Consider the following 18,459-nt stretch of genomic DNA (forward strand, 5'->3'; position numbering starts at 1 on the left):
GATTCTGACACGGTCGACGCCGAAGCCCTATCCCCCGCCGTCCGCGAAGCCGGGCGGACCACCTTCCGACTTCGCTTTCGCCCATGTTCTCCCCGGCGAAACTTTCCTACAATTCCTCGAGACGCGTCGAAGATACCAGGCCACTTCGCCCTTGCGACCGGGAACGACCCATGCCGACACCGAACGAAATGTACGATCAAGCCGTGGACCAGCGTGACAAGGGAGACAAGCCCGGCGCGGTCGCGATCCTCGAAGAGGCGGTCACGATCGACCCGGCCTTCACCATCGGCCACGGGATGCTCGCCAAGCTCTACGCCGACCTCGCCGAGTCCGAGAAGGCGATCGAGCACGCCAAGAAGGTCGTCGAGCTCGAGCCCGACGACACGTTCAGCTACACCGCCCTCTCCGTCATCTACCAGCGATGCGGCCGGATCCCCGAGGCCGAGCACGCCAAGGCCATCGCCTACAACAAGCAGATGGGCTTAGAGTGACCAGGGCGATCAGCCAACGTCGGTCATTCGACGTTTCTCGCCGCCCCTCGCAAACATGAACTCATACAAGCCCGAAGCGCAAGCGAGTGGTCCCCGCTAAGCCGCAGGATCGATTCAATCGCTTGCGCTTCGGGCCTGTAAAGGAAATCGACCGCTCTCCGACGAATCTCGAGATCAAGCACCACCACTCCACCCCCATCCCCCCGCCGAGGGTCGATCGAAAGGCACGAGCGAATGGATCCCCAATACGCCCTGAACGACCCGTCGGAGCTCCTGAGCCCGTCGCTGGTGATCTTCTTGCCGATCGTCCGGCGCAACCTCGCCAAGATGATCGAGATGGCCCGAGGGGCCGACCGCCTCCGGCCACATGTCAAGACCCACAAGATGCCGGCGATCATCCGGATGTACGGCGAGCTCGGCGTGCATAAGCACAAATGCGCCACGATCGCCGAGGCCGAGATGACCGCCGCCGCCGGCGCGTCGGACGTGCTGATCGCGTTCCCGATGGTCGGCCCGAGCATCCCCAGGCTCGCGGAGCTTGTGAAGAACTTCCCCGAGACCACGTTTCGCACGGTCGTCGACGACGCCGACGCCGCTCGGGCGTTGTCGCAGGGGCTCGAAGGGATCGACCGACCCGTCCCGGTCCTGCTCGACCTCGACCTCGGGATGGGCCGGACGGGAATCGCCCCCGAAGACGCCGACGACCTGGCCTCGCTGGTGGCGAGCCTGCCGAACCTCACGTTCGACGGCCTGCACGGCTACGACGGCCATATCCACGACTTCGACCTCGAAGACCGCAAGAAATCCGCCGCCCCAGGGTTCGAGCGGACGCTCCAGCTCCGCGACCGCCTCATCGCCCGAGGCCTGCCGGTAAACCGACTGGTGATGGGCGGGACGCCGACGTTCCCCGTGCACACCTTGCGAGACATCCCCGGCCTCGAGTGCTCTCCCGGCACGCCCGTCCTGCACGACGGCAGCTATGCGAAGAAGTATCCCGACCTCCCGTTCGTCCCCGCGGCGCTGTTGCTCGGCCGCGTGGTGAGCCGGCCTCGCCCCGACCGGCTCTGTCTCGACATCGGGTACAAGGCCGTCGCGGCCGACCCCCAGGGCGATCGTCTCCAGGTCCTCAGCGTCCCCGAGTCGACCCTCGGCGGCCACAGCGAAGAGCACATCCTCGTCAACACCCCGAACGCCGGCCAATTCCCGCCCGGCAGCCCGGTCCTAACCCTGCCGACCCACATCTGCCCGACGTGCGCCCTGTATCGCAAGGCCTACGTGATCGAAGACGGGACGGTCGTGGACGAGTGGGACATCGTCGCGCGAGACCGCGTGCTCCGCTTCTGATTCGATGTCGAGCCACGGATTGAATACAAGCGAAAAACGTGACAATCAACAGATAACGCAGATTGACACAGATGAAAAGATGATCTTAGCCACGGATTGAACACGAATGAATGACGGATCATACGGAAATTCAAAACTTAATTTTTGAATTTTTATATTATCTGTGATCATCTGCGTCTTCTGTTGATCTTCACGTCTTCTCTGCCACTTATCCGTGTTCAATCCTGGGCTAAAAATCCGACTCCCATCGGCCCCCGATCACTCCTCGTGGGCCGCATCCGTGAGGCCGCGGACCTGGCGGAGGTTGGCGAGGTAGACGACGACGCTGACCAGGGCGCCGGCGTACATCAGCATGCGGAAGCCCATCATCGCCAGGGCGCCATGGGGATGGCTCACGAGCTTGAAGAGCTGGTCGCTCACTTCTTCGGAGAGGCCCAGGGCCCCGAAGGGGAGGGGAACGGCCGTGGTGAAGAGGGTCAGCGGCACCATCAGGAAGTGCTGCGAGAGGGTGGGAAGGCCGCTCGGGAACATCGCCCGGCTGATCGTGTAGAAGGCCAGGACGTTGAGGGAGTGGTTGACCGTCGACATCCCGAACGCGCCGAAGACCACGCCGAGGCGGCTCCGGTAGGTCTCGGATAGGGTCTGGAGCTCTTTCAGGATCAGCGAGATCTTTCCGTGATTCACCAGGAGCCCCGGGAACTTCCGGGTCAGCGCCTGGCCGAAGATCGCCGCGAGGCCGAGGAAGCCGACGGCGAGGAACGTCCAGACCACGAGGATCAGCCGCTTCACGGCGACCGAATCCGTGGTGGGCCAGGCGATCATGCCGGCGATCCCGGCCAACGTGAAAAGGCCAAGGAGCCCGAGGATCCGGTCGAGCACCATCGAGGCGATCGCCTGGGTCGAGTTGATCCGCATCCGGATCAAGAAGGCCGCCTTGATGAGGTCGCCGCCGACTGCGCCCGGGATCACGAGGTTGTAGACGTTGCCGATGAACCCGAGCAAGCTCGCGTCGCGGAGCCGGAACGCCGGGTCGATCACTCGCACCAGCCAGCACCAGCGGACGAACGTCAGCATGAGCCCCGAGAGGTAGATCCCGAACGCCAGGGCGATCAGCCGAGGGTCGAGGTTGCGGTTCAGGACCTCGCGAATCTGATCCTGGTTCTTATAAATCACCCAGCCCAGGAGCCCGAACGCGAGGGCGACGAGGATCGCGTTGATCACGAGGGCTCGGGGAGAACGCTTCGAGCGCTTGGACATGGGACCGGGCTCGCTCGGGACGGGGCAGGGCGGTTGTTGACGCTCGACGACGTGACTCAGAGCGAACCCTTGGTCGAGGGGACGCCCTCGTTCCTCGGGTCGCGTTCGCAGGCCATCCGGAGCGTCCTGGCCAGGCCCTTGAAGATCGCCTCGCTGACGTGATGAGTGTTCCGCCCGTAGTTCAGGAGCACGTGGAGATTCATGCGTCCCTGGGTCGCCACGGCCTGCCAGAAGTCGGCGACGAGCTCGCTGTCGAAGGTGCCGATCTTGGGCGCGGGCATCGGCGCGTTCCAGACCCAGTAGGGCCGGCCCCCGAGGTCCACGGCGCACGTCACCAGGGTCTCGTCCATGGGCAAGATCACATGCCCGTAGCGTCGGATCCCCGCGCGGTCGCCCAGGGCGCGATCGATCGCCTGACCGAGGCAGATCCCGATGTCCTCCGTCGTGTGATGGTCGTCGATGTGGAGGTCACCTTCGCACGTCACCGAGAGGTCCATCAGGGAATGCCGCGCGTAGAGTTCGAGCATGTGGTCGAGGAACCCGACCCCCGTCTTCACCTCGGCACGCCCCCGGCCGTCGAGGCTCAAGCTCAGGCGGATGTCGGTCTCTCGGGTCTTCCGAACAATCTCGGCCGTTCGATTCGCGGCGGTCGGCGCGTCCAAGTCGACGTCCCCTCTGCGTTTGGCAATAGCACACGTTCCCGGGAAGCATTCCAGGGGCCGTTCACGTTACCAAAAAACGAGCCTCGTCGTTCAGCCCATTCTGGGAGCAGTTCGGACGCCGGTTTGGATCGAACCGGAGAGACCCGCGGCCCGTCCTCTGGCGCGGGTCGCACGCCGTGGCCTCGAGCCGGATCAGCGTCGATGATGGCCCTTGAGCCCGAGGGCCATGGGACCGGCCGGGAGGGAGGTCGACGCGAGTCCCCCCGCGGCAAACGCCGCGCGTCGGGCATCGGCGAAGGCGACGGCCAGGGGGATCGAGGGCTGACGTCCGGCCAGCACCAGGGCTCGGCGTTCTTGCGAGTTCGCGAAGCTCAGGTTGATCCGAACCCGCGCCTCGCCCGCCCGCCAGCGGCGCTGCCAGTAGAACATGCCGAGCGGCTCGGGGCCTCGGTTCAGGACTTCGCGGTAGAGGGTCGTGAGATAACGGGCCCCCGCCTCGGCGACCGGGTTGGCGGGCGGGACGTAGGCCCCGACGGTCGCCGTACCGTTGACGAAGGTGATCGCGTAGTCGGCGGAACTCGCCCCGGACACGACGATCGGATAGCTCCCGGCCGGGCTGTTACTGGTGGCGGTCGTACTCAAGACGGCCGCGGTCGCCAAGCTCGACGGCGTGTCGCCGTTGACGAAGCCCGAGTAGCTCGCGGTCAACGCGGGCACGGCACCCCCGAACGACGAGGTCACGCTGTTCGCCGTGATCGTCAGAGCGGCCGGCGTGACATGGAGGTTCCCCGCGACGTAGTGGATCGTGTAGTCGGGATCGACGGCACCCGACGCGGTGATCGCGTAGGTCCCGACGTGGCTGGCCGCGGTCGCGGTCGTATGGAGCGTCGGCGGAGTGGTCAAGCTCGCGGGAGTGTCGCCGTTGACGAAACCGCTGTACGACGCCGTGAGCGCCGGCAGTGCGGCACCAAACACCTTGGACGTCGAGTTGGCGGTGATCGTGAGCGAGGCCGGAGTCACGGCCAATGTTCCCGCGACATACGTGATCGAATAATCCGGGTCGACGGCCCCCGACGCCGTGACGGGGTAGGTGCCGACATGACTGCTCGACGTCGCCGTGGTGCTCACGGTCGGGGGCGTGGTCAGGCTCGAGGGCGTGTCCCCGTTGACGAAACCGCCGTACGACACGGAGAGAGCCGGAAGCGCGGCACCATACACCTTGGTTGCGTCATTCGCCGTGACCGTCAGCGAGGCCGGCGTGACGCTCAGGACACCCGACACATAGCTGATGGTGTAATCCGGATCGACGGCACCGGCCGCCGTGATGGGGTAAGTCCCGACGTGGCTGCTCGCCGTGGCCGTCGTGGTCAAGCTCGGCGGGGTCGTGAGGCTGGACGAGGTGTCGCCGTTCACGAATCCGTTGTAGGACGCCGAGAACGCCGGGAGGGGGGCACCATAGACCTTGGAGGCGTCATTCGCGGTGATCGTCAAGGACGCCGTCGTGACGCTCAGGACGCCCGCGACGTAAGTGATCGTGTAGTCGGGGTCGACGGCGCCCGACGCCGTAATCGGGTAGTTCCCGACGTGGCTGCTCGCCGAGGCGGTCGTGCCGAGCGTCGGCGGGGTCGTCAGGCTGGAGGAGGTGTCGCCGTTGACGAAACCGCTGTACGACGCCGAGAGCGTCGGCAGCGCAGCACCATAGACCTTGGTCGCATTGTTGGCGGTGATCATCAAGGCGGCGGGGGTTACCGTCAGCGAGGCCGACCCTTGCGAGCCGGCAAAGCTCGAGTCCCCGGCGAACGTCGCCTGGATGTCGTCGGCGTAGCTCCCGGCGTGGATGCCGGCGAGCGAGACGTCCAAGAGAGTCGCGACCCCCTGGTCGTTCGTCATCGCGGTGCCGAGGTCGGTCGAGCCGAGATGGAAGTCGACGAGTTGGCCGGCGACCCCCTGGCCGGAGGCGGTCAGGGTCGCGGTGAGCGTCGTCGTCCCACCGTAGACGCCGGTCGCCGGGGCGACGTCGAGCGTCGTGACCACGAAGACCGACTGGTTCTCGAAGGCCCCGACGTCGACCGTTCCGCCGATGGTTCGGGGGAAGCCGGAGCCTCGTTGGTCGAAGGCGAGAGGCTGTCCGTTAGTCGGATCGACGGCTAGAGCGTTTGATCCGGCCTGGAGCGCGGGGCTGCCGGGGAGGAGGGCCACGGTCAGGGTCGGGCCGCCGTTGTCGGACAGGGGCCCGAGCTTGGCATCGATCGGGCTCGACGCGGTACCGATTTGATTCCCTTGGCTCCCGTTGCTAATGCCGGTCAGGTCGTCGCCGTCTCCGATCAGGTTATTGGCACTCGATGACTCGACAGCGCCGAAGATGTCGCCCGGCGTCGTCCCCGAGATCCCGCTGAAGTTCCCCGCGACGATCGTGTTGGCGAGCGAGGTTGTGCCGCCGCGAACGTTGACACCACCGCCGGCGCTGAGGTTGGCGCGGTTGCCTGTGATGGTCACGTTCGTCAGCGAAATCGATCCCGCGTAGTTGTACAGGGCACCGCCGTAGTTCGAGGTATTCCCAAAGAGAGTGCTGTTCCAAATCTTGGCCGTCCCGCTGTTCCACAACCCCCCACCATGATCGCGGCTCGTGTTTCCCGACACGGTACTGCCGCTCATCGTCAAGATGCCGGAGGAGATGATGCCGCCCCCCGCGTCGGTGGTGGAATTGCCCGAGACGGTGCTGTTGATCAGGATGAGCGTCCCGGAGCTCTCGATACCGCCACCCGCCCCGCCCGCGGTGTTGCCCGAGACGATGCTGTTCGTCAAGGTCAGGGTACTGCTAGCCGGGTAGTTGGTGATGCCACCGCCGCTGTACGTTGCGGTGTTCCCGGAGACGGTGCTGTCGACGAGATTGAACGTGCCGTGGTTATAGATCCCGCCGCCACCCGAAGTGCCGGTGTTTCCCGAGATCCGGCTCGAGGCGACGGTCAAGGTCCCCTGGTTGACGATCGCCCCGCCGACGTTCGACCGGCCTCCCGTGAGCGTCACCCCCGACACGCTTGCCGTCACGTTGGGCTGGACGACGAGGATGCCAAACGTCGAAGCCGAGCCCCCGCCTTGCACGGTCAATGAGGCCGCCCCAGGCCCCTGGATGGCCTCGGGGATGCTGGCATTCGAGAGGACCAGGGTGTCCGTCAAGGCAATGGTCTGGGCTGTCGCGAAGAGCCCGTTGGTGTCGAACTTGACCGTGTTGGGAGCGGGGGAGGCGCTGTTGGCCGGGTTGGCGTTAGAGCTCTGGTTCGCCCACACGACCCCCGAGCGCAACGTCCCCACGACCGTATCGTCGTCGGCAGTGGATGTCACGAGGTAGGACGACGTCGCCTCGAACGCCCCGATGTCGACCGTATTCCCCGCATTCAAGCCGGCCGGGCCTCGCTGGCCGCCTCGTTGGTCGGTGGTGGGGATCGTCGCCCCGTTGATCGTAGTGGAGCCAGCGTCGATCGCCGGGCTCCCCGGCAGCAGGGCCACCGTGGTGGTCGGGCCGCCGTTGAACCCCAAGGACCCGAGCCTCGCGTCGATCGGGTTCGCGGTGGTCCCGATCAGGTTGCCCTGGGTCCCGTCGGTGATGCCGGTCATCGCGTCGCCGACGGCGACCAGGTTGTTCGAGCTCGACGGATCGACCGCCCCCTGGATGTCGCCTGGGGTCGTCGAGCCGGGGCCGATCAGGTTCCCGGCGGCCAAGGTGTTGAACAGGATCGTGGCACGCGTGTTGGTCACGGCCCCGCCGGAGTCGCCGTAGGAGTGGTTCGCCGTCAGGGTCACGTTCGTCAGCGTGAGGATGCCCGCGTTGGCGATCCCGCCACCGGCGTTGGAAGTGTTCCCACTCAAGGTCGAATTGGTCAGGGACACCGGGCCGTAGAGGTTGTCGATGCCACCTCCACTGGTCTGGGAGGTATTGCCGCTCAGGGTGCTGCCGACCAGGGTCAGCGCATTGAACTGGTTCTCGATACCGCCGCCCTTGCCGCCCGCGTTGTTGCCGTCGAGCGTGCTCCCGGTCAGGGTCAACGTCCCCTTGTTCAGGATGCCCCCACCGTCGATCTGGGCCGTGTTTTTGGAGATCGACGAAGCGGTCGCCGTCGCCGTGGTGTTGTAGAGGAAGAGGCCGCCGCCGTTGTTCGAGGTCGAGTTCCCGGAGATCGTGCTCCCCGTCAGCGTCAGCGTCCCTCCCCGGACGAAGATCCCGCCGCCGTAGAGGCCGGTGGTGTTGTACGAGACCGTGCTCCGGATCAAGGACACCGACCCGTCGACGCTGGAGATCCCGCCGCCGTCGTTGCTGGCCGTATTACCGCTGACGATGCTGTCGACGAGCGTCAGGTTTCCCGCGTGGTTGAAGATCCCGCCCCCTTCGCCGAACTCGGCCGAGTTCCCCGAGACGGCGCCGGACGTGAGCGTCAGCGAGCCGCTGTTGTCGATCCCGGCCCCCAAGGTCGTCGACGTCGTATGGGCCTGCTCGATCGTCAGCCCCGATATGGCCGCGGTCACCCCGGCGTTGATCGTGAGGATCGTGAAGTCCGAGGCGGCTCCTCCCCCTTGGACAGACAAGGTCGATGCGCCCGGCCCCGTGATGGTCACGTTCGCGCTCAGGGCCGGCAGGGCGCTTCCGAGGGCGATCGCGCCGGGGCCCGACGCGAATAGGCTGGAGTCGAAGGAAATCGTGCTGCCCGGGTTCGCGTCCGCCTGCACAATCGCCTGCCGAAGGCTGGTCGTCCCCGACGGGTTGCCGGTGTCCAACAGCGTCGTGACCGTGATCGCCAGCCCCGCCGGCGCGATTCGATCTTCGAGCGGCTCCCAGGCGCTCAAGCTTCGGCAGGCCACACGCTGCGGCCGAGGGCGGGAACGGCGGAAGAGGTGGCGAGGCCCTGTCGTCGCGGCCATTTGGCGGATCCCCCGAGCACGGATGTGTCGTCCCAAGTTCAGACCAATCAACCCGACGGAGAGCATGGACCGCCCTCGCGTTCCCCGGGACGCGTGCCCGTCGCGCGGGGGACAATCCCCCTCGCTCGCACGTTCCCCTGGGACATCGAACCGGATCGCCACGCTTTACCCTGTCCATCCAGTTTACCAGACACAACGCGTCGAGCAATGATCCGCATTCGGATTCGAAAATCGAATAAGACATCCCTCGGCGACACCACCGTGACGCCCCATCGTCGTCGAGACCACCGAGAGCCTCGCGATCAAAAACCGCCCTCGGGACGCCGCCCTCTTGTATCCCGTCGCCTTCGGTAATATGTTTTCGAATTCCGTAATACGGGCGATGTTCCTCTCCGGTTTCTCAAGGGACGACTTCCCCATGAAGCGCCAGACGTCGGGCGGATTCACCCTGATCGAGCTGCTGGTCGTGGTCGCGGTGATCGCGGTATTGGTGGGACTTCTTTTACCGGCGGTGCAGGGGGCGCGCGAGGCGGCGAGGCGGATGGACTGCCAGAGCCACCTCCACCAGATCGGGCTCGGGGTCATGCAGTACTTCGACGACTGGAACGGGCAGTTCTTCCTCCACCACCCGTTCCTGGCCGACGTCAATTCGCAGGTCGACGCCGCCGACTCGTTCGCGGAGATCTACTGGGAAGACAAGATCATGCCCTACGTGAACCCGGCGTACGCCAACGACGCGATCGCAAACGGGGGCACGCAGGTCGCCGACGAGAAGATCTTCCGCTGCCTCTCGGACGTCTCGGTCGTGAAGCCCTATATCGACGCGGACACCAACAAGCCGGACGGGATCACGAACCGGACGAGTTACCTGATGAACTCGCTCCTGAGCCACAAGACCCAGCGGTACGGGCGCTGGACGTTCCCGAGGTTCCAAAATGAGATCGGGACCTCGAACTTCATCGCCTTCAACGAGCGGAACGGCACGTTCATGGGCACGGATCCGAACGCCGAGCCGAGGCAGGACGACTACGACATCTGGCTGGGGACGAACACCCTCGACAACTGGGTCGCGTGGGACCGCCACGGCACCGCGAATTGCCTCTACCTCGACGGCCACGCGACCACGCGGACCAAGGCCGACGCCTATCCCGCCATGTACCCCGGCGGACAGCTCCTGACCGTCCCCAGCTTCTATCCGTGAGCCTAAGCCTCCGCCTCCTCCGCCCCGCGCCATCCCGAGGCCCGCAAACTGGGCCTGCGGGATGGCCCTTCCTCTCTCGCCCCCTCACATCCTGATTCGAATACAGTCTCAGCCGCCTGTGGAATTCGTAGGTCTCCTCGCTTGCAATCTACGGGACGAGCCGTACTATAAAAGTCGTCGAACCAAAGAACGGCCCGCAGGAAACTAGAGATGCCCGAGACATTGCCGACAAGCCGGGAGTTGGAGGCGCTGAAGGTTCTCTGGGCTCGGGGCAAGGCCACCGTGCGGGACATCTACGGGGAGTTGCGCCCGATCGACGGCGGCGAGATGGCGTACACGACGGTCCTGAGCTTGCTCCAGACGATGGAGCAGAAGGGGCTCGTGGGACATGAGGCCGTCGGCAAGACGTACCACTACTATGCCAAGGCCCCTCGAGACAGCGTCTTCCGCAGGCTCGCCGGGGGCTTCCTCGACCAGGTCTTCGACGGAGCGCTCGGGGAGTATGTCGCCCGGGCCCTCCAGTCGAGGCCGCCGAGCCTCGAAGAGCTCGAAGGGCTCGAGCGGATGATCGCCGAGGCGAAGCAAGAGACCGTAGGGAAAGGGGAGGCGGGCGAGGCGAAGGCGAAGTCGAAAGGAGGGGCGTCATGAGCGGGTGGCCCGGACCGTTCGCCGCCTGGCTGGCCGAGGTCTATCTCCTTTCGACCGTCGTCCTTGTCCTCGCGTTGTCGGTGATGCGCGTCACCCGGCAACCGGCGAGGAGACAGGCCGTCGCGAGGGCCACGATCGTCTCCCTCATCTTGCTCGGCCCGCTTTCGGCCGGGGCGAGAGGCGTGCGGTCGTTCGGGATCAACCGGGACGGGGTGGGACCGCGAATCGCGACGATCGGTGGGCCCCGAAGTCGACCCTCGATCGTCTTGTGCTGCCCCGAACCGTCGCCGATGCCGGCCACGACGACGAACCGGGAGGACGCCCGGATTTCCGCCGTACTCGTCCTGTTCGCCGCGGGATCCGCGGCGATGACGGCATGGCTGGCGCTCGGGGCCATGGCCTCGGCGGGGCTCGTCGGCCGGGCGTGCGAAGCACCCGATGCGATCGAGGCGATCCTCGACCGAATCGTCGGCGAGGACCACCGCCGGCCCCACCTCCTCCTGTCGACGAGGGCCCGCCACCCGATGGCCGTCGGACACTTCCGGCCTTCGATCGTCCTGCCGGCGCGGTTCGTCGAACAGGAACCCCTCGGCCGAATCGAGGCTGCGCTCGCCCACGAGTGGGCCCATGTCCGCAACGGCGACCTCCGCCTGCTCGCCATGGGCCGACTCTTGCTCCCGCTCCTGTTCGCCCACCCGCTTTACGTCGCGCTCCGCCGACGAATCCGGGCCGATCAGGAGGCGCTCGCCGACGCCGAAGCCGCGGCGAATGAGGGGCGGATCGCCTATGCTGAGGCTCTGGTGGACTGGTCTCGCACCGGGAACTTGAGTGGACACGACGCCATCCTCCCCTCGCTCGGACTCGGGGGACGCGCCTCGGCGTTGGCGAGGCGCATTGCGCTTCTCCTCGATCATGACTTCCACATCGAGCCGTCCTGCCCCGGATCCTGGCGCAAAGGGATCCGCCTGGCCTCGTTGGCGATCATCACGGCCCTGACGCTGGCGTCATCGAGCGGATCCGCCCGACTTCTCCTCGGGGCCTCCGACCGAGGCCCACTCACGTCGCGAAGCGTGCCCCATGTTCACATAGTTGATCCTTTGAGGAGCCGGACTCCTTCGATGTCGGGCGAATTCGACTCGGATTGTCGCTGCGAGAAATGAGGGTGGGAAGCATTCCCGTAGGGTGGGTGCCGCCCACCAGCACCATCAGGCATGGTAATCCGTGAGACATCGTGGGCAATGCCCACCCTACACGAATTTAGCGTGACGACGTATTCCCATTTGAGCCGAGCCCTCGGCGGGCGTGGTCTCGTTGAGGGGTTGGGGATCGTCTACCATAACTCTTGCCCTCCGGAGGCGTGAGCGATGTTTTATCGATTCGACCGTCTGAGGCACGGGTCGACGCCCGATCGCCGTGAGAGGCGTGAGATGAGCTTGATCCTCATCATCACCGCGGCAGCCTGGCTCGCTCCGTCGATCACCAACCAAGCCACGGCGCAGTTCGTGGGCCCGTTTCCGATCATCGATGGAGAACGGGAGGCCAACTTTTTATTCCCCGGCGCGATGGCCAAGCCGGAAGTCCCGCCGCCGAACCGTCCTGAGGTCCTCGACCTCGAGCCGTCGCTCGCCCAGGCGGAGTTGGTGCTCGCGGTCCGGCTCGTCGACGTCACCGAGACGAAGATCGTCCGAGGGGGGCAGAACGTCGAGGTCACGCAGCAGTTCCGGTTCGAGCCGGTGCGGGTCCTGAAGGGGATCTTCGCCCGCAGCGAGTTGTTGATGACCGGGCAGGACCTCGGAATCTACCGTTTCGCCGAGGGCTCGGAGCGACTCAAGGTCGGCCAACTCATGTTGGTCACTCTCGGCCGCCAGGGGCTGAACTACTTCAACTGCAACGGTGCCCCGACGCTCGGCCAGTCGATCCCCCGGCTCACGGACAAGGACGACCCGCTGCTCGAGGCCGTCGACATCCTGATCGACATGGCCCGCAAGCGAAACCGCGTGGAGCGGGTCGCGCTCCTCCGCGACGGGCTCAAGGCGGCCAAGGGGCGCGACGCGGGGCCGCTCCTGCTATCGCTCCAACGCCGAAGCTCGCTCGCGGCCCGGGATCCCGAGATCGTCCAGGCGGTCCTCCCCCACCTGAATGCCATCTCTCTGGACCTGCGAGAGGTCGCGGCGAGGACGCTGGCGTCGCTCCTGGACGCGATCCCCTGGGCCAAGGTTCTCAAGGGCGAACCCCAAACGCCGACGGAACCGAGCCGATTGCAGCTCGACGCCGCGCACGCCCTCGCCTCGGAGCTCAACAAACCGGGCGCGAACATCGCCGTCCGAGTCGCCATGATCGATGCCCTCGGCGCGGCGGGCGCGCCGGCCCTCGACCGCACGCCCTCGGCAAAGCTCTGGCTGGGCTCAGAATCACCGTCCTCGAGCTTCACGGAGTTGGCCGCGAGGCTTCGCCTACTAGGCAAGATTGCTTCGGCCGGGGCGAAAGAGGAGGTCATCCACTCCTATGAATCGCTTCGGCTCGACGCACCCGCCGAAGTCCAGGAAGAGGCCGGGCGGGCCCTCGGACGCCTCGATGCCACGAAGGGAGGAGAATTCATCCGGGCCAGGATCTCGAGGAAGCGTGCCGCGGGGCTCGACGTCACGCTCGAGATCGGCCTGCTCGGCGAGCTCCCGCGCGTGGATGCTGGCCCGGCGCTCCTGGAGGTTTGGAATCAGCCCTTGAACGCTTCGGAGACCCTCGCCTTCGTGAAGGCCTGTATGAAGGCCGCCGACTCCCGGCTCGGCCCCGCGTTGGAGAGACTCCTCGACCCTCGACAGTGGCAGATCCGAGCATTTGCCATGGAGGCGCTCCGGAGGATCGGCACCGACGAGTCGGCGAGCGCGCTCTGGCCCCACCTCGATGAGGAGGCGGACGTGGCTCGCAAACTGAGGGTCATCGCCTTCCTCGGCCGCCACGGTTTCGGCGAAGGGTATTCCCAGGCCCTCGAGCACCTCTCGCAGCCCTCGCTCCGCGAAGAGGCCGTCGCCGCCGTCGCCGCCACGGGCGATCCGAGGGCGATCCCCGAGCTCCGGAGGATCTGGCAGACCAGCAACGACCTCGCCTGGAACGCCGCCGCGTTCCGGGCCCTGGCCCGCCTCGGCCAGCGGGACATCGTCCCGAAGCTCCTGGGGCTCGCACGCACCCCCGGCGATCCCCTGGCCGACTCCGCCTTGATCGCCCTGGGCGACCTCGGGACGCCCGAGGCCCTCCCGAGCGTCCGGGACGCCCTGGCATCCCGCCGCGAAGCTGTCGTCATCGCGGGCGTTCGCGCCTCGGTGAAGCTCCTCGCCCTCCCCGGCGTGAACGATCCCGTCGTCCGCGAGCGGCTCAACGCCCTCCTGGCCGACTCCGACGCCTCCCTCCCCGCCCGCCAGGCGGCCCTCCGAGCCCTCGTCGTCCTCGACGACGCGCGCCTCAAGGTGACCCTCGCCCAGGTGGCCCGAGACGCCAACCTCGAGGGGACCCCGCTCCTCGCCGACGTCGAGCTCACCATCGCCAACGGGTCGCCTCACGAGCACTGAAACAGGTCCCGACACCCGTGATTTTCTTAAATAACGGGTGTCGGGAGAGACACGACTGGCGAAACGGCCTCAGGACCGCCCGCCGAGCTCGCGATAGTAGAACGTCGTCCCGCAAAGCCCCCCGCGCGGGAAGAGTGCGAAGCCAGGGACCTCGCCCACGCGGATCCAACCCAGACGTTCGTAGAGCCTGGCGGCATCGCCGTCGGTGACGGCGTCGAGGACCAGGAGCGTCTTGCCGCAGTCGAGGGCCAGATCTTCGGCGGCCCGCATCAACGCGGCCCCGAGGCCTCGGCGGCGGGCTCGGCGATGCACCAGCATCTTCGACAGATCGGCGCGGTGGGGTTGGTTTTCGGGTTGTTCGAGTACGAGTTGCACGGTGCCGCAGACTCCAAGCTCATCCTCCGCGACCAGCAAGGCGCGTTCGCCGGCCCCGACGCCTTGCGCCACGCGTCGCCAGAACGCGTCGGCACGTTCTCGTGTGAGCGGGTGCATGAAGCTCACCGAGGCGTCCCCTTCGACGCAGTCGATCAGGACGTCGGAGAGTTGACCGACCGGCACGTCGTCGGCCGCGGTCGGGCGGCGGAGTGACCATTTCGACGCCATCCTCACCTCTTCGGAAGGGGCTCCTCGACGACGACCACGGCATAACGCGCAGCCTTTCGCGAGGGATTGAAGAACATCGTCGGCCGGTCGAGCTCCATCGCGAGGCAATCGCCCGGCCGGAGCTGGTGCCGTTCCTCGCCGATCGTGACCTCGATCGTTCCGTCGAGGAGCCAGACCTGCTGGAACACCCGCCGGTCGCGCACGGACGTTTCGAACGCCACGCGGCCGCCGGGGGGAAAACGGACCTCGACGATCCGCATCGGCTGAGGAATCCCCGGCGGCGAGACGTTGCGACGGACATAGCCCGACTCGGGATCCTGCCAGACCGGCTGGTCCTCCCGCCTCACCAACGGACAAGACACATCTCCAGTCGACTCCGCTCCTCGATCGAAGAACAGCGCGAGAGTCACCCCCAGCGCCGACGCGACCTTCTCGAGGACGACCGCCGTCGGACTACTCTCGCCCCGCTCGATCAGCGAGAGCATCGAACGACTCACCCCCGACCGTTCGGACAACCCCTCCAAGGAAAGAGCGAGGCCCGCGCGGAGCTCTCGCACTCGGTCGGCGATGCGTCGATTGATGTCGGTCGGCGTGTCCTCCATACTGGACAATGTTTCCAGAATATTGGACAATCTGTCAAGACGTGACCCTAAACCCAACAGGTCACCTACGACGGACGCCCAAATTCACGACGCCAGGATCCCGGCGAGAGCGAACACTCCAGGATCGGGGAGAGGCCAGGATTTGGCAGGAGGAGTCGGTTTCTTGTCCACACGGGCGACGGTTGGCTCACAACGTTTAATCCAGACATCACAATAGTTACAACCTCTGTTAAATCGGATCGCGATCGCTGGACATCGGAAAAAATCCACTCGCTCGCGCTTCGGGCTTGCAATGTGGAGAGCAGCGAATCGGACGATATCCGCTCGAACGCCATCGGGAAGTTGACCCGACCGATCCCGATTGGATCTTCTTAAACATGAAGAAAAGAACACACGAATCCACCTCGGAATCGACGACGATTCGTGTGATGACCTACAACATCCCCAACGGCGGGAACGGCCGCGAGGATCTCATCCGGCAGGTCATCGAGGCCGCACGGCCCGAGGTGGTCGTACTCCAGGAGGTCGATACCGAAGGCTTCATGCACTCGCTCGGCCGGGCGTTGGAGATGGACCACTACCTTGGCTCGAGCAATGCAAGTCATCGCGTTGCCCTCCTCAGTCGATTCCCGATCCGGAACCCCCGAAGCTTCCATCCGTCGCCGCCGATCTGGCGAAACGTCATCGACGCCTCGATCGAGTACGCGCCCGGCCGGACCTTCCGGCTCATCGGCGTCCATCCCATGCCGAACCTGGGAATCCTCTGCGAAGCCTGGCGACTCGGGGAAGCCCGCCGTGTCATCCGCCATTGCCGGCAATACGCGGACGAACCGCTCCTGATCGCCGGGGACTTCAACGCCGTCGCCCCCGGCGACCGAGTTCGAACCGGCACGATGCCGGCCTGGCTCAAGCTGATCCTCCTCGCCCAAGGCAACCGCGTTTACCACTTCTCGATGAACGCCTATTTGGCGTCGGGACTGTTCGACTGCTACCGACTCATGAATCCCGAGGATGAAGGATTCACGCTCCCTCCCCCCACTCCAAACACGCGACTTGATTATCTCTTGGCAAATCAGCCGATGAGAAATGCCCTGATGGGCTGCTCAGTCATCCGGGGGCCGAGTGCGGTGCTCCACGCCTCGGACCACTATCCTGTCGTGGCGGACTTCTCCTTCCCTACCGAAATCTGAGCCAAGGATGTATCGCGTGGCGCATTCCCTCGGAGTTCCACGCAGGCGATCCTAAGAAATCATGGCGACACCGCCCAGGGTCGACGATGCCAAGGGCCACCAATGTCCCATTGGTCCAGTTATGATGCGCCAGTCGAGAAACGATCCGTGGTGTACCGAAGGGGATTGCGTCGATGAACCACGAGCCAGCTCCGATCGAGCGTTACCGGTTCGAGATCCAACCGCTCGTCGACGAGTTCCCCCCCGTCCTGAACGACCGGAACAAGCAGGTTGTCTACGCGGTGGCTTCTCCGCCTGGAGCACGACTGGAAGGATGGCTCGAGTCGAGTCGTTGGACTCCGCTCCCATGGCCTGAGCGAGTCGACTCGGCAGCCGCGGAGGCGAACTTCGCAGCGCGTCCCGGGTTCTTCGACTACCGACACGAAGAGGACATGCCCAACTCGACCGAGTGGCACGTCAACTTCGCGGACCCTCGCCTCTTCTTCGCGTACGGGTCGGGCCTGTTCGCCCAGGATGAGATGCAGGTGGCCGAGCATCCCGTGCTCGGATCGCTCCGGGAGGCCTTGGTCGCTCGAAACTATCACGCCGTGACGCTGGAAGGGAATCAACCGACCCCGGTGCTCGTGATGGGCGTACCTCGCCAATGTCGCGTGGCAACCGACGTGAACGTGGCGGAAGGTCGGCCCCGGGGGCTCTACGGGAATCTGTTCGCAAGGGCCGAGCCGAACGCGGTCCGGAACGCGACGACGCGAATCGATCCCCCGACGATCACGAACCTGATCGCGATCGCCGCACCGGTGGGCCGGAGCGGCCGGTATCGCCTCGGCGACCTGGAATTCATCCTCGACACAGCCTTCACGGGCTTTCGCGCCGCCGTCCTCGAATCCCGCCGTGTCCGTGGCGAAGCCGGACCCGTCGTGATCCACACCGGCTTCTGGGGCTGCGGTGCTTTTGGTGGGAACCGTGTCGTGATGGTAATGCTCCAGGCGATCGCCTCGGCGATGGCCGGGGTCGATCGGATCGTCATCCACACCGGCGACCCTTCCGGAAATGCGGCCATCCGGGAATCTCGAGGGTTGTTCGATTCCATCCAGGCCGGTGGATCGACGTTCGAAGTCCGAGCGATGCTCCAACGGATCGACGCAAATGGCTTTGAATGGGGGGTTAGCGACGGGAATTGAGAGCCGGCTCGGCCTTCAAGGATCGGTTGAGGCTTTGGATCCTCCAGGCAGTAAAGACGGCGATTGGCTCGCGAAGCAACTCGCAACGCAGACTATTGGCCCGGCAGCGGTACGATGCGAACACGACCATCCTCGGCCACGGCGAAATGACCTTCCCAAACATGTCCCCGACCAAGAACGGCCCGCGCGAATCGAACCGGAAAGTCCGGAGACCTCAGTCGAGGCCGGAACAGGAGGACACCGGGGGTCGCGGCTCTCCCACGACGGATCGCCAGCTCTCCGAAATCCTTATCGAAGGTCGGGAGAACGCGCCATTCCGAGAGGGCAAGTTCCAAGACGACCTCGTCGCTTGAACCTCGCCCCACCTCTTTGATCCAGAGGACATCAAAGCCGTCCGCTCGGAGTGCCCCGACGACGGAGGCCGAGACATTTTCGTTGGCGAGGAAACGCGACGTGTTACACCGCCAACGGATAGACGCGTTCCCGCTTCAGGGACTCCGCAGCGTAGCGTAGAGCCGCTTGAATGTCATCGGCCTCGCAAGCATAGTCATGCTCGATCTGCTCATGAGTCCATCCTTCGGCGAGTAACTCGAGGATGAATTCCACGGCCAGGCGAGTCCCCTTGATCACGGGCTTTCCCGCAAGGATCGTCGGGTCGATGATAATCCGGTCTTGCCTAAGCATGATCTGCCCTCGATTCATTGCCAACGGCCCCGCCGAGAGGTAAACCAATCGGTCATGGTCGGTTTCCATCGGCAACCCAACGGAATTCTAGTCGGCATGCCTGACCGGACTACCGGGGA

General features: G+C 65.4%; 15 protein-coding genes. 8 read left to right on the forward strand and 7 right to left on the reverse strand.

Translation table 11 applies throughout. The features are described from left to right. The first annotated feature begins 170 nt into the window (after positions 1-170). Complete coding sequence (locus ACYOEI_RS06845; RefSeq protein WP_462848622.1) at positions 171-491, forward strand: tetratricopeptide repeat protein; 321 nt, start codon at positions 171-173, stop codon at positions 489-491. A 234-nt stretch (positions 492-725) separates the two neighbouring features. Further along, complete coding sequence (locus ACYOEI_RS06850; protein ID WP_462848623.1) at positions 726-1,835, forward strand: D-TA family PLP-dependent enzyme; 1,110 nt, start codon at positions 726-728, stop codon at positions 1,833-1,835. Positions 1,836-2,093: 258 nt separating this feature from the next. On the opposite strand, the gene ACYOEI_RS06855 is transcribed toward ACYOEI_RS06850, so the two are convergent. The 3 genes from ACYOEI_RS06855 to ACYOEI_RS06865 all read right to left on the reverse strand — a co-directional run bounded on the left by ACYOEI_RS06855 (position 2,094) and on the right by ACYOEI_RS06865 (position 8,668). Beyond that, positions 2,094-3,092, reverse strand: a complete 999-nt coding sequence (locus ACYOEI_RS06855; protein ID WP_462848624.1) for a lysylphosphatidylglycerol synthase transmembrane domain-containing protein — start codon at positions 3,090-3,092, stop codon at positions 2,094-2,096. Between the two features lie 56 nt (positions 3,093-3,148). Beyond that, positions 3,149-3,754 carry an imidazoleglycerol-phosphate dehydratase HisB gene (hisB, locus tag ACYOEI_RS06860; protein WP_462848625.1) on the reverse strand — a complete coding sequence of 202 codons (606 nt, stop codon included), beginning with the start codon at positions 3,752-3,754 and terminating at the stop codon, positions 3,149-3,151. Positions 3,755-3,946: 192 nt separating this feature from the next. Further along, on the reverse strand, positions 3,947-8,668 hold the full coding sequence (locus ACYOEI_RS06865) for an MBG domain-containing protein (RefSeq protein ID WP_462848627.1): 4,722 nt from the start codon (positions 8,666-8,668) through the stop codon (positions 3,947-3,949). 418 nt (positions 8,669-9,086) lie between these two features. On the opposite strand from ACYOEI_RS06865, the gene ACYOEI_RS06870 reads away from it, so the two are divergent. From ACYOEI_RS06870 to ACYOEI_RS06885, 4 genes are all read left to right on the forward strand, one after another. Next, positions 9,087-9,869, forward strand: coding sequence for a DUF1559 family PulG-like putative transporter (locus ACYOEI_RS06870; RefSeq protein WP_462848628.1), 783 nt, complete (start codon positions 9,087-9,089; stop codon positions 9,867-9,869). A 210-nt stretch (positions 9,870-10,079) separates the two neighbouring features. Then, on the forward strand, positions 10,080-10,517 hold the full coding sequence (locus ACYOEI_RS06875; protein ID WP_462848629.1) for a BlaI/MecI/CopY family transcriptional regulator: 438 nt from the start codon (positions 10,080-10,082) through the stop codon (positions 10,515-10,517). Next, positions 10,514-11,677 (forward strand): M56 family metallopeptidase, encoded by a 1,164-nt coding sequence (locus ACYOEI_RS06880; protein ID WP_462848630.1) that lies wholly within the window; start codon positions 10,514-10,516, stop codon positions 11,675-11,677. The genes ACYOEI_RS06875 and ACYOEI_RS06880 overlap by 4 nt, the downstream gene beginning before the upstream one ends. A gap of 267 nt (positions 11,678-11,944) precedes the next feature. Continuing rightward, on the forward strand, positions 11,945-14,080 hold the full coding sequence (locus ACYOEI_RS06885) for a HEAT repeat domain-containing protein (protein ID WP_462848631.1): 2,136 nt from the start codon (positions 11,945-11,947) through the stop codon (positions 14,078-14,080). A gap of 69 nt (positions 14,081-14,149) precedes the next feature. On the opposite strand, the gene ACYOEI_RS06890 is transcribed toward ACYOEI_RS06885, so the two are convergent. Beyond that, positions 14,150-14,683: a GNAT family N-acetyltransferase gene (locus ACYOEI_RS06890; RefSeq protein ID WP_462848633.1), complete on the reverse strand. Its 534-nt coding sequence runs from the start codon at positions 14,681-14,683 to the stop codon at positions 14,150-14,152. A 2-nt stretch (positions 14,684-14,685) separates the two neighbouring features. Continuing rightward, a complete protein-coding gene (locus ACYOEI_RS06895) occupies positions 14,686-15,285 on the reverse strand; it encodes a helix-turn-helix domain-containing protein (protein ID WP_462848634.1) in 600 nt (199 codons plus the stop codon). Positions 15,286-15,662: 377 nt separating this feature from the next. On the opposite strand from ACYOEI_RS06895, the gene ACYOEI_RS06900 reads away from it, so the two are divergent. Both ACYOEI_RS06900 and ACYOEI_RS06905 read left to right on the forward strand, forming a co-directional pair. After that, complete coding sequence (locus tag ACYOEI_RS06900) at positions 15,663-16,475, forward strand: endonuclease/exonuclease/phosphatase family protein (RefSeq protein WP_462848635.1); 813 nt, start codon at positions 15,663-15,665, stop codon at positions 16,473-16,475. A 173-nt stretch (positions 16,476-16,648) separates the two neighbouring features. Then, positions 16,649-17,656 carry a hypothetical protein gene (locus ACYOEI_RS06905; RefSeq protein ID WP_462848637.1) on the forward strand — a complete coding sequence of 336 codons (1,008 nt, stop codon included), beginning with the start codon at positions 16,649-16,651 and terminating at the stop codon, positions 17,654-17,656. A gap of 92 nt (positions 17,657-17,748) precedes the next feature. Here ACYOEI_RS06905 and ACYOEI_RS06910 read toward each other — a convergent pair whose 3' ends face one another. Continuing rightward, positions 17,749-18,129: a DUF5615 family PIN-like protein gene (locus ACYOEI_RS06910; protein ID WP_462849106.1), complete on the reverse strand. Its 381-nt coding sequence runs from the start codon at positions 18,127-18,129 to the stop codon at positions 17,749-17,751. Beyond that, positions 18,113-18,340, reverse strand: coding sequence for a DUF433 domain-containing protein (locus ACYOEI_RS06915; RefSeq protein ID WP_462848638.1), 228 nt, complete (start codon positions 18,338-18,340; stop codon positions 18,113-18,115). The genes ACYOEI_RS06910 and ACYOEI_RS06915 overlap by 17 nt, the downstream gene beginning before the upstream one ends. Between the last annotated feature and the right edge of the window lie 119 nt (positions 18,341-18,459).

This window comes from Singulisphaera rosea, assembly GCF_054877945.1.